General features: G+C 30.9%; 9 protein-coding genes. 6 read left to right on the forward strand and 3 right to left on the reverse strand.

All coding sequences use genetic code 11. The annotated features are described in order from the left end of the window. Nucleotides 1–10 precede the first annotated feature (10 nt). The gene (locus SJY27_RS01435; protein ID WP_397446467.1) at nucleotides 11–958 is read right to left on the reverse strand and encodes a sterol desaturase family protein; all 948 of its coding nucleotides are present in this window, start codon (nucleotides 956–958) and stop codon (nucleotides 11–13) included. Nucleotides 959–1480: 522 nt separating this feature from the next. On the opposite strand from SJY27_RS01435, the gene SJY27_RS01440 reads away from it, so the two are divergent. The 3 genes from SJY27_RS01440 to SJY27_RS01450 are packed head-to-tail and all read left to right on the forward strand — an operon-like array spanning nucleotide 1481 to nucleotide 4735. Next, nucleotides 1481–1954 carry a T9SS type A sorting domain-containing protein gene (locus SJY27_RS01440; protein WP_397446468.1) on the forward strand — a complete coding sequence of 158 codons (474 nt, stop codon included), beginning with the start codon at nucleotides 1481–1483 and terminating at the stop codon, nucleotides 1952–1954. A 6-nt stretch (nucleotides 1955–1960) separates the two neighbouring features. Further along, nucleotides 1961–2728: a hypothetical protein gene (locus tag SJY27_RS01445; RefSeq protein ID WP_397446469.1), complete on the forward strand. Its 768-nt coding sequence runs from the start codon at nucleotides 1961–1963 to the stop codon at nucleotides 2726–2728. Nucleotides 2729–2731: 3 nt separating this feature from the next. After that, entirely contained in the window at nucleotides 2732–4735 is a 2004-nt protein-coding gene (locus SJY27_RS01450) for a hypothetical protein (protein WP_397446470.1), read from the forward strand. Nucleotides 4736–4832: 97 nt separating this feature from the next. Here the strand turns inward: SJY27_RS01450 and SJY27_RS01455 are convergent, their stop codons facing one another. Both SJY27_RS01455 and SJY27_RS01460 read right to left on the reverse strand, forming a co-directional pair. Continuing rightward, nucleotides 4833–7187, reverse strand: coding sequence for a DNA topoisomerase 3 (locus SJY27_RS01455; protein WP_397446471.1), 2355 nt, complete (start codon nucleotides 7185–7187; stop codon nucleotides 4833–4835). A 48-nt stretch (nucleotides 7188–7235) separates the two neighbouring features. Further along, nucleotides 7236–8114, reverse strand: a complete 879-nt coding sequence (locus SJY27_RS01460) for a GIY-YIG nuclease family protein (protein ID WP_397446472.1) — start codon at nucleotides 8112–8114, stop codon at nucleotides 7236–7238. Nucleotides 8115–8359: 245 nt separating this feature from the next. On the opposite strand from SJY27_RS01460, the gene SJY27_RS01465 reads away from it, so the two are divergent. The 3 genes from SJY27_RS01465 (at nucleotide 8360) to SJY27_RS01475 (ending at nucleotide 12736) form a co-directional block, all read left to right on the forward strand. Then, entirely contained in the window at nucleotides 8360–9700 is a 1341-nt protein-coding gene (locus SJY27_RS01465; protein WP_397446473.1) for a DEAD/DEAH box helicase, read from the forward strand. 16 nt (nucleotides 9701–9716) lie between these two features. Further along, nucleotides 9717–11252: an SDR family NAD(P)-dependent oxidoreductase gene (locus tag SJY27_RS01470; protein WP_397446474.1), complete on the forward strand. Its 1536-nt coding sequence runs from the start codon at nucleotides 9717–9719 to the stop codon at nucleotides 11250–11252. A 347-nt stretch (nucleotides 11253–11599) separates the two neighbouring features. Further along, entirely contained in the window at nucleotides 11600–12736 is a 1137-nt protein-coding gene (locus tag SJY27_RS01475) for an IS110 family transposase (protein ID WP_397445156.1), read from the forward strand. Nucleotides 12737–12934 lie beyond the last annotated feature (198 nt).

Raw genomic sequence — 12934 nt, forward strand, 5'->3', positions numbered from 1 at the left:
TTTGCTGTTTTTAAGATGATACCAATTCATTTTCTTGTTTTCTTAACAACTTTCTTTGTTGTTTAATGGTTAAAGAACTCCCATCATGACTCCAACCAGGAGCAGCAAAAGCATACATAAATTTATGATACCAGTTTTTAGATTTTTTCATATCGTTCCAAATATCTACATATTCGTGCGTTAAAATAACAAAAGGATTGTATGAATTTGGTGGATGTGTTACACCATATTTAATATCGATATTTTCATCCAATTCTTTAAACGTACCAAACATTCTATCGAATATATTTAAAAACCCTCCATGATTTTTATCCATATACTCAAAATTCTGAGAATGATGCACTTGATGCATGGTATGTGTATTCATAAACTTTTCTATGAAACCTAATTTAGGAATGTACACAGAGTGTAATTGGAATTGCCATAAAGCTTCAATTCCTAAACAAACCACTAACATTTCTGGAGGAAAACCAATTGCAGGAATCCACATATAAAAAAAGGGTTTGTAGAAAATAGTAAACCAACCATTTCTTACTGCAGTTCCTAAATTAAAATTATCTGAAGAATGATGTACAATATGTGCAGCCCATAAAAAACGAACATTATGATTTTGCCTATGAAACCAGTAATAACTAAAATCGTCTAATATTTGGCAAATTAACCAAACATACCAAGCGTAACCAAAAGATTCGTAACCCATAATATTGGTTCTAACTCCATCTATCACTGGGTTAAAAACATCATATATAAAAGTAAAAAGAACAATAGCAGCAATAGTTTTGGTTAAGGGCGCTAAAATTGCAGAACCAATACCCATAGTTAGGCTGGCTGCTAGATCTTTCCACTTATAAATTTTTTTATTTTCTTCTTTTTTGTGATGCTTGCTATACGTTAATTCTAATAAAATGAGTCCTAAAAAACAAGGAACTCCGTACACAAGTGGGTTTGTAAAATCCATTAAAAGTTTGGCTTATTATTTTTTTTATTCAAGAAGTTACTAATATAGTTTAAAGATCAAGCTTTTGAGTAGTTTATTTGGGATTATTTTTAAAATTTATGATGTAAAGCTCAAAATGAGATTCTGTTAATTTTCAACATATTATATCAGAAAAGTTATGCAGAACTTAAGTCATAAAATTATTCAAAAATTTATTTGATGAATGGATTGCTATAAGTTAATAATAGAGGCCCTTAACAATTTGAATTTTATTTGAGTTTTACGGATAACCGTACAATTTATTTACTGTGATAAAATATTTTTACTTTGTTTAAGGTAGAATGGAAAATGACTTAAGTCGACGTTATCTTTTTATTTTTATTAGATAAAGATCTAAATGATGAATGAACTAAATAATAGGATTCCTTTAAATTTAAAAAAGTTATTTATTTGCCTGTTTTTTAAAAAAAAGTATTTTTGTAATGATCATTATTCTTTAGTATTAAGGAGAAGATTAAAAAAGTTATTTTAAAAGAAAAAGCTATGAAAAAAAACATCTTTTTGGGTGTGTTGTTATGTATAACACCTTTTTTATATTCACAAACTTCCATAACATCTTCAGGTATTACTAATAGTAGTAATTCAGGTTCTGTAGCCTTTACTCTTGGTCAATTAGTGTATACAACTGCCTCTAGTAATACTGGTTCAGTTGCTCAAGGAGTTCAACAGCCTTTTGAATTTCAGGTGCTCAGTGTTTTAGATGATAAATCTATGATCCTTACGCTTACCACTTATCCAAATCCAACTTCTGATGAACTTGTTTTAAAAACATCTAATACGCCTCAAGATAAATTGGAGTGCGCTCTTTTTGATCTTCAAGGAAAACAATTAAAGAGTGGACGAATTATTGACATAAAAACAACAATTGAAATACAAGATATTTCTAATGGAGTTTATCTGCTAAAAGTTACCAAATCTAATTTATTATTAAAAGCTCTGAAAATTATCAAGAAATAAATCATTATGAAAAAAATAGTATTAGTAGTTATCGTTATTTTAAATTCTTTATTTACCTATGGTCAAGCTCCAGAAAAAATGAGTTACCAAGCTGTATTAAGAGATGTCAATAATACCTTAGTTGTAAGTCAACAAGTAGGTATGCAAATCAGTATTTTACAAGGAAGTACTCCTGTATATGTAGAAACCCAAACACCTACAACCAATAATAATGGGTTAGTGAGTTTAGAAATTGGAGAAGGGGCTGTTTTAACTGGTGATTTTTCTAATATTAACTGGTCAATTGGTACTTATTTTATTAAAACTGAAATTGATTTAACTGGTGGAGCAAATTATAGCATAACAGGAACAAGTCAGATATTAAGTGTACCTTTTGCTTTGCATGCTAAAACTGCAGATAGTATCGCCGGAAATTCCTATTTAGAAGCTAGTTCAACTGCTCAATTATCAGGAGTTATTAGCAATAAAATTAACATATTAAACTCAAGTGCAGGCAGTATTTCTTGGAGTGGTACAGAAGGTAACCTATATAAAATTGTATTAACTGAAGACACCATTTTACAGAATCCTACAAGCCCGATATTAGGAGCAACTTATATGTTTTTGGTTAACCAAGATGCCACTGGGCAATGGACATTAGATTACGGAATTCAATTTTTATTTCCTGATAAGATAACTCCAATTATGGATTTGAATGCAAACTCTAAAAACCTTATTACCACTATTTTTGATGGTACTCACTTTTTAGTAGTATCAATAAAAAACTTTTTATAGAGTATGAAAAAAATAGCTTTCTTTTTGTGGTTATTTACTACAGTAGCGCATGCACAAGGTATAAATTCGGGTATATTTTTTTCTGAAACGCATATGAATGCTTCAAATTCAAAAAAAATTACAATCACTTTTGATGCTGAACCAACTTATGTAAATGTTGAAAAGGCATTTTACAAATACGATAAAGAATTTGCGTTTAGTTTTGATTTAGATGATGGTTTAGTGGGCCAATATAGAGTTGCTGTACCTATGTTTACTGGAGGAACCATAATACATAATGAAGGAAGTATTCCTGATTATCCAGGGTTATTTTATACAGATGGGGCAGGAAATAATATTCCGTTTTCGGCCACTTTAAATGTAAATATGAGTTCAATTAACTTTGATGATAATCCAATTAGTAACATGAATGCATTTATGTTGAAGGATAGTTATGTGAAAAATTTTTCAATAACAAATCATAGTTGGTCTGCACAAAATCAATTTACATCACCTGGTTTTAATAATGACCCTGAAATTAGAGATCAAGAAATACTTTTTCAAATAACAGAAAATTACAAAAAGTTAAAAGAAGTACTTGGTTTAAAGTTACGAAATTTTACAGCTCCAAGTAACGATCCGCTTTATGATCCAATAACTATAGAATTGGCAGAAGAAGGCTATTTAAAATTGGTGAATAATATTAACAACCCTAATAACGAATTTGGTCATAGTTCGAACAGATACGCAGAATATTGGATAACAAAACCTGCTTTAGGTTTGTCTAGAGATTTTGATACTTGGAAAGATAATACCATCAACAGAACTTCTAGCGATTTCGATTTTATTGAAACATTATTAACAAATGCCAAATCAGACAATAATCAACACGTGTGGATTACATTAGGAACTCACAGAGTTAACTTGGGTGAAAATGAAACTACCAATGGTGGTTCTATGAGGTTCGAGTCTTTTAAATGGGTTATGGAAGGGTTAGCCTCTAGATATGGTTCATCTGGCTTAGATAATATGTGGATGTCAACAATAGATTCGGTTTATGAATATTTAATATGTTCAAAAAACACTAAAATTAATCAATCTAAAAAAGAGAATACAGTTACACTCTCTTTAGATTTTATGGATGTTGATGATTCTTTTAGAGAACATTCATTATCATTATTAATAGATGCTGATGCAAATATTTCAAGTATAGAATACCAAGGGTTTGACAACCATTCAGAGTCTATAAATTATAAAAATTTAGGCAACAACAACGCTTTGATTAATGTCGGATATTATCCAGCATATGAAAGTCTAATTTCTTCAAGATTAAAAGCTGAAGTAGCTGTAGAAAATTTAGAAAATTCTAAATCGCAAAGCGACTTAAACATTGCACAACAATTGGTTTCTGCTTTAAGTAATGGTAATTTTAAAGAGCAGTTACAAGAAAGAATTGATAAAGTTATTGTTTTATCAAATGCAATGGTAATTCAAATAGATTTTGGTAGAAGTGTAAATGGGTATGAATTGGTTTTTCCATGGAATAGCTTTAGCAATCCTGGTATTGGAGTATCTACTGGAGCTAAACTTACAAATTTAAGCACTACTACAGCCTCAGAAACAGGCATAGATATAGAAGTTATCGCTCCATTTGAAAACCATGATGCACACTTTTCTGGTACAAGTGATGATCCTTTAGCAAACTTTCCATACGAAGCTGAAAGAGACTGTTTTAAAACACCAAATGGATCAACATCAACCTTAAGGCTTTCTAATTTAGATACAACCAAGGCGTATGATTTTATAGCTTTTTGTTCTAGAAATTATATTGGAACTGCTACTGAAATAAGTATCAATAACGCTAAAGCTTCTGTAAACCATAAGAATAATTTATATGAATTAATTTCTATAACTGATATTCTACCTAATGATGAAGGAATTATCGATATAAATATTCGCGGTCTTGGAACAAGCAACGCACATGGGTTTTTAAACGTTTTACAAATTACAGAAAAAAATGCGAACTAAAATTCTTATTCTGAACAAATGATTTTACTTCTTAGGATAAGTGATTTTATTCCATTAAAAGTAAATTTAAACAACTAAGTATTACAAGTAAAACAAACTAACTTTTTAATATTTGTAAAACCAATTCTTTAGTCAATGGTTTGCCATTTGCCATTTTTTTGATGTTATTAAAAGTAAAAACAAAATCGCAACCAGTTTTATATTCAGAACAACCATAAGCAGTTTTACCTTTTAAAATGGTTCCTTTTGCACATTTTGGGCAAGAAATTTTTTCTGATGATTGCTCTGCACGGTTTTTGTCATTTCGACCTTGTGGAGAAATCTTATTTTTAGGTTCAAGTTTCAGGTTAAAATTATCATCAAAACGAATTAAGCCTTCAACTTTTTCATCATTTAAAACAAATCCTTTTAAATTGGTAGTACAACCTTTATCAATTAATCTTATAATCTGATTTTCAGAAACTTTTTTATCATAAATTTTAAAAGGAATTTTTAAATCGCAATTATTTTTATATTCAGAACAGCCAAAAGCTGTAGAACCTTTTAACAGTTTACCTGTTTTACATTTAGGGCAAGTTTTACCTGCAACTTGCTTTTTCTTTGGTGCTGAACTTTTTTCAGTATCTTTTTTTGTAGATTTCTCGACTGCGCTCGAAATGACAGATGAAATTCTTTTGGAAGATTTATTTGACCGAACTTCATACACCAATTCATCCACCATTTTTTTCATATTGTTGATAAACGTTCCAGCATTAAATTCGCCACGTTCAATTTCTTTCAACCGTTTTTCCCATCTACCTGTTAATTCAGCAGATTTTAGCAGTTCGTTATCAATAATGTTAATTAAATCAATACCAGTTTGGGTTGGCAAAACTAATTTCTTTTTACGCTCTATATATTTTCTTCTAAATAACGTTTCAATAATACTTGCTCTAGTTGATGGTCTTCCAATACCGTTTTCTTTCATCAACTCTCGCATTTCATCATCATCTACTTGTTTGCCAGCAGTTTCCATAGCCCGTAATAAACTAGCTTCTGTAAAGTTTCTTGGTGGTTTTGTTTCTTTTTCTAAAAAAGAGGGTTCGTGTTTTCCTTTTTCTCCTTTGATAAAGGAAGGCAAACTTCCTTTTTCACTCTGAACTTGTTTCAGAGTCTCATCGTTTACATTTTTACCTTCAAATACGACTTTCCAACCTTTATTTATAATTTCCTTACCAGTAGTTTTAAAAGGCACTTCTGCAGCTTTACCCATTACAGAAGTGTTAGAAACATCAGAATCTGGGTAAAAAACAGCAATAAATCTTCTTGTAATGATATCATAAACTTGTTGCTGATTGTATTGCAAATTTCCTTGAATTCCTGTAGGAATAATGGCATGATGATCTGTGACTTTTTTATCATCAAAAACACGTTTGGTTTTCTTTATTTTTTTGCCTAAAAGTGGTTGCGTAAGTTCGCTATAATTTGTTAATTTCGATAAAATTCCGTGAATTTTAGGATATAAATCATTGGGTAAAAAAGTGGTATCAACTCTTGGGTAGGTAACTACTTTCATTTCGTATAATTTCTGAACGATTTTTAAAGTTTCATCTGCAGAAAAACCGAATTTATTGTTGCAATATACTTGCAAACCTGTTAAATCGAACAGTTTTGGAGCGTATTCTTTTCCTTTCTTTTTGGTAACAGAAACAATTTCAAAATCAGATTGTGCTACTTTATCCGCTAAAACTTGTCCATCTTCCTTTTTTAAAAAACGACCATCTTCGTAATTAAAAAGTATATTTCTGTATGTAGTTTGCAATTCCCAATAAGGTTGTGGCTTAAAATTTTGTATTTCAAAATACCTGTTCACCAACATTGCTAAAGTAGGAGTTTGCACTCTACCCACAGACAAAACTTGTTTGTAACCCCCAAATTTTACAGTGTACAAACGCGTTGCATTTAAACCTAAAAGCCAATCTCCAATAGCCCTAGAATAACCTGCATAATATAAATTATCGTATTTTTCTGCGGATTCTAAATTGTTAAATCCGTCTTTAATGGCTTCTTCAGTTAACGAAGAAATCCAAAGACGTTGTACTTTTCCTTTATAGTTACATTGATTTATCACCCAACGTTGTATGAGTTCTCCTTCTGTTCCAGCATCCCCACAATTAATGACAACATCTGCTTTTTCGAATAACGATTTTACAATATTAAACTGTTTTTTAATACCAGAATCGCCTGTAACTTTGGTGTCAAAACGTTCAGGAAGCATGGGTAAATTATTCAAATCCCAACTTTTCCAATGAGGTTTGTAATCTTTAGGTTCTAACAGAGTGCATAAATGACCAAAAGTATAGGTTACAGCATAGCCATTGCCTTCAAAGTAACCATCACGTTTTGTGTTGGCTCCCAGAATGTTAGCAATTTCTCTGGCTACACTTGGTTTTTCGGCGATACAGACTTTCATTGTTGTTTTTTGCGGAATCGAAAATAGGGAATAATTTAACTATAAAATTTAATTGTTGATATCTTCTTGAACTTCTTTAAATGATAATCCATTTTTAGTTATCCATTCTGTAAAACCATTTGAATTTCTACCCAAAACCATATTAGACGCAGCACTTGGACTATTAAATACAGTGTCTTCTGTGAAAATCAGTTTATCAGAATTTTCTTTCATAATACCTGTTTCTACTAATTTTCTTCTCATATTTCTATAAGTTTCAGTACAAGATTTTGACAAACTTTTTTTAGCCTCACTACCTTTAGAAACGATATAACCTTGATCTGTTTCTTGCATAGTTGCTTGAAAAGTTTTTGTTTTGATAAAATAGGTTTCGTGAATTGATTTTTTATCAGCAAAAGCATTTTTATCATTTTCTTTAATTGTTGATGAAATTAAAAACTTGAAGCCCATAACAGGTAAAATTAATTTTATCTGTTCTATAAAATATTCCATATCAGAAATATCGGCTTCGTGCAAAGTAGGAAGACTTGGTGAATTTCCATTATCTATCTGAGCTGTTTTTGCTTCAATTGCAATTTGAACTAATCTAGATTCTAAATATCTTATTTGGGTTTTTGTTAGCAATTCATCTTTACTAATAAAGAAAATTAATTCTTTAAAGTCTTTATTTGGATCGCTTAAGTGTTGTTTTAATCTAATTTTTATATTTTCTGCTTCTCCTATATAAATTTTTTCATCAAAAGCATCATCAGTAGGATCACCTTTTAAACAATAAACACCAGGATTATCAAATTCAGTTCTATTGATTATTTTATTAATTGAAGATCTAGGACTATAAATGGCTTTACCAACCCAATTTCCAATTTCACTTAATCTCGGACCATAAGCTGTCTTGTCAATCATATAGACTGTTAATTTCTTTCCCATTTTAATAAATCTTTTTTTCAATCATATCAACTAAACAAAAGTATCAAAAACTATTTATATTATTTATTTTGATAAAAATCAAATGTCAAAATTTTACAATCATATATAGTTAAGATTCTCTTCTAGTTTAAAAAATCCGAAGGCAATAGCACTGTTTTTTCTTTTAAAATAGATGACCAACAAAATGAACTAAATAAAAAAAGCGCATCAACAAAAGTGTAGTTATCTTTGTACAAATTATTTTTATGTCAAGAGATTTTTCGAGTTTAGGAATTCAACCAGAAATAGTAAAAAGTTTAGCAGATTTAAAAATTGCTGTGCCTACAGATATTCAACAAAAAGTGATTCCTGTAATATTAAATCAACAAAAAGATATTGTTGCATTGGCAAAAACAGGAACAGGAAAGACTGCTGCTTTTGGTTTGCCCTTGTTACAATTAATTGATCTAAAAAACAACGATATTCAGGCTGTTATTCTAGCTCCAACTAGAGAGTTAGGGCAGCAGATTCATCAAAATTTAGCATCATTTTCTACATACAATTCAGAAATCTCTATGGCTGTTATTTGTGGCGGAATTCCTATAAAACCTCAAATTGAACGTTTAAAAAAACCAACACATATTGTAGTTGCAACTCCAGGACGTTTGGCAGATTTAGTAAAACGTGAAGCCATTAACCTTAAAAAGATTTCGTATTTTATTTTAGATGAAGCTGATGAAATGGTGAGTGCTTTAAAAGAAGGTTTAGATGCAATTATTGCAGAAATTCCGAAAAAAAGAAGAACTTTTCTATTTACAGCCACAATGCCAGGCGCAATTAGGCAACTGGTAAATAATTATATGGCTAAAGAGGTTGTTACAATAGCAGCTGATATGAAAACTGTTGGTCATCAAGGAATTGATCATCAATATGTAGTGGTTGAGCCTATTGAAAAGTTAGCAGTTTTGTTGCATTTTTTAAATGCTAAAGAAAGACAAAGAGGTATTATTTTTTGTAAAACAAAAGCTGCAGTTAATAAATTAGCCAAGAATTTAGCGATTAATAAATTTTCATCTGGAGCAATTCACGGAAGTTTAACCCAAGGAATTCGTGATCGAATTATGGGGCAATTTAGAGAAGGGCATATAGATATTTTAGTGGCAACAGATTTAGCAGCAAGAGGAATTGATGTAAAAGAAATTGGGTATGTGGTTAATTATCATTTGCCAGATACTTATGATGCTTATGTGCATAGAAGTGGACGAACAGCAAGAGCAGGAGCAAAAGGTCTTTCTTTAACGATTTTACAGCAAGAGGAAGTAGTTGATATTGCCGATTTTGAAAAAGAATTAGGAATATCATTTTCTAGATATGAAAAAGCAGATGCGCAAAGTATAGAAGAAAACAATGGTTTAATTTGGGCGAAAAAAATATTTAAAACCAAACCTAATAAAACCGTTTCAGAAGATTTTAAAGCAAAGATAAAAACTATTTTTCATCATTTAACAAAAGAAGAATTGGTTGATAAAATTTTGGCAGATTATTTAGCAAGAACTACAACTAAAGTTTCTAAAGAGGAAAATTCAAAAAAGAAAAAGAGAAATTAATATTTTTGATTTTAAAATGAGTGAGCATAAAGAAAATCCTGAAATTACATCTTGTATTAAAACAATACAAAGTTTGTTAGACGACACAAATCAGTTATTTGAAATTCCTGAAACACAAAGAATTGCACTTTTTAAAGTTGCAGGAGAATTGTCTCGCCCAAATAGAGACGAATTTCAACGACGCAGAAAAGATGCCAAAAAAGCAGCAAAACGCAAGCAACAAGAAAGCGACAAACACGCAAGAAAATCAACAGGAATTCGATCTGCAAGAGAAGCCGCTTTATTTGTTGCGCCTAAATTATTAGGTGCAGCTGCAATACCAGAAGATACACCAGAATTAGAATCGCCAAGAAACTGTTATGTTTGCAAAACCGTGTATACAAAATTGCATCACTTTTACGATACAATGTGTACAGAATGTGGCGATTTAAATTACGCAAAACGTTTTCAAACCACAGATTTAAAAGGTCAAGTAGCTGTAATTACGGGTTCGCGTTTAAAAATTGGGTATCATATTACTTTAATGTGTTTACGTTCTGGAGCCACTGTTATTGCAACAACGCGTTTTCCTGCAGATTCTGCCATTCGTTTTGCAAAAGAAGAAGATTACAAAGATTGGAGCGATCGTTTGCACATTCACGGTTTAGATTTAAGGCACATACCTAGTGTAGAAATTTTCTGTAATTATATAGAACAGAAATACGATCGGTTAGATATTCTTATTAATAATGCAGCACAAACTGTAAGAAGACCATCAGGATTTTATAGTCATATGATGGAAAATGAGAAAAAACCAATAAATCAATTACCAAAATTGGCGCAAAAGTTATTAGAAAATCACGCTGAATGTTTACAAGAAATAGCTGATTTAAGTGTTTCATCATCAAAAACAGCCAAAAACAATGTATTACCTGTAACTTGGCACGGACCAGAACCTGGAATTGGATTGCGAAATTCGGCAGAGTTATCTCAAATTCCGTATAGTTTTGACAATTCTTTACAAACCTCAGAAGTATTTCCCGAAGGAAAATTAGATGCCGATTTACAACAAGTAGATTTAAGAAAAACCAATAGTTGGCGTTTGCGTTTAGGTGAAATAGAAACTACAGAAATGGTAGAAGTTCAATTGGTAAATGCGGTTGCGCCTTTTGTGTTGTGTAATCGTTTATCAAATTTAATGATGAAAGAAAATACAGGTAAAAAACACATTATTAACGTTTCTGCAATGGAAGGGAAGTTTCACAGATTTAAAAAAGTAGACAGACATCCGCATACAAATATGGCAAAAGCAGCTTTAAATATGTTAACACACACCTCTTCTGCAACCTTTGCCAAAAAAGGGATTTTTATGAATGCTGTAGATACAGGTTGGGTTACAGATGAAGATCCTGCTGAATTATCGAAAAAGAAAGCAGAAGTCCACGATTTTCAACCACCTTTAGATATTGTAGATGGTGCAGCAAGAGTTATGGATCCTTTAATTGATGGTATAAACACGGGTAAACATTGGTCTGGCAAGTTTTTGAAAGACTATTTTCCTATTGATTGGTAATTTTTTTCGAAGCTATTTCCAGCTTTCAGCACTCGCTTTTTTTGCCCGAAAAAGGCAAAAAAGAGCTCAAACAAATGCTTCAATCTGGGCTCATATCTTTGTTATATTCAAAGATATCTAAATTTTCTATCTTTAGAATTAGAAATTGATAAACAAGACCAAGTAGCAAAATTGTATCTGGGCGAAATACATCTGTTGATGATATTGTGGACTTTAGGCTAATCTACTTGGTTTTAATTACATTTAAGTTTCAATAGTACTTAAGCACTAGTTTTACAAATTAGATGCTGCATAAAAAATGAGCGAAGACCCTTGTAATTTTTTTGTTTATCCTAAAATATTAAAAGATGAATTTAAAGTATTCAGTAGGTTTAGATGTTTCGAGTAAAAAGATTGATGCTTGCATAAGCGTTATCGATCAAAGACAAAGAGTAATTGTAAAATCTAGCAAAAAGATTTTAAACACAAAAAAGGGATTTGAGGATTTAATAGTTTGGATTTTAAAACATCAAAAAGATTCGATTCCAGTAGTAATATGTATGGAAGCTACAGGTATTTATCACGAAAACTGTGCTTATTTTTTGCACGAAAAAGGATTTACAGTTTCTATTATTTTGCCAAATAAGGCAAAAAAATATTTAGACTGTTTGGGTTTAAAATCTAAAAACGATTCTATTGATGCCAAAGGATTATCACAAATGGGGGCTGAACAATGTTTACAAGCTTGGGAACCTATGGGTGTTTTTTTCTATGAATTGCGTTTGTTAACAAGACAGCGTCAAAATCTCACGGAATTAAAAACAATTATTAAAAATCAATTAGATGCTTTAAGTCACGCAATGCATCAGCTAGCTTCTGTCACAGCACAATTAAAAGAAAATATTAGTTTGTTTGAATCACAAATTAAAGAATTAGATAAAGCGATTTTAGGACATATAGCGTCTAATAAAGAAGTTTTAGAAAAAGTTGAAAATATTTGCACTATCAAAGGTTTAGGTATTTTAACAACTTCGGTAATTCTTGCAGAAACGAATGGATTTACACTCTTCAATAATTACAAACAAGTAGTCTCTTATGCAGGTTTTGATGTGGTTGAAGCACAATCTGGAACTAGAGTTGGAAAGACAAAAATATCGAAAAGAGGAAATTCCAGAATCCGACGAGCCTTGTATATGCCTTCTTTAGTTGTTATTCAATGTGAAGTACAACAATTTAAAGATTTATATGATAGAACTTATAAAAAGCACGGAATTAAGATGAAAAGCTATGTTGCTGTTCAGAAAAAGCTATTAACAATGATTTATTATTTATGGAACAAAAACGAAGCTTATGATCCAAACTATAAGGTGAAATTCCAAGAAGAGGAGCAGGAGCTTTACTCTCTGTTTGCCTTTGAAAAAGGCATAAAAAGTAGCCCCAATAAAATTGAGGCTACACAAGGTAAACTTCCAGTGAATGATCACAGTGTGTTTCCTCTCTGTTAAAACAAAAATAATGAAAAATTAATAGAATAAAATTAGGAATTAAAGATAGTACCTAAACTTGTTTGCCAAGTTTATTTCACTAAAGCCAATTGAACTCTTTTTTTAGCAACATCAACGTCTAAAATTTTCACACCAATTTCTGATTGTAAAGAAAAAATGGCAGTTAAATGTTTTGGTTTTTAAAACGTAATAAAATGT

The organism is Polaribacter sp. R77954 (assembly GCF_044595335.1).
Classification (GTDB): Bacteria; Bacteroidota; Bacteroidia; order Flavobacteriales; family Flavobacteriaceae; genus Polaribacter.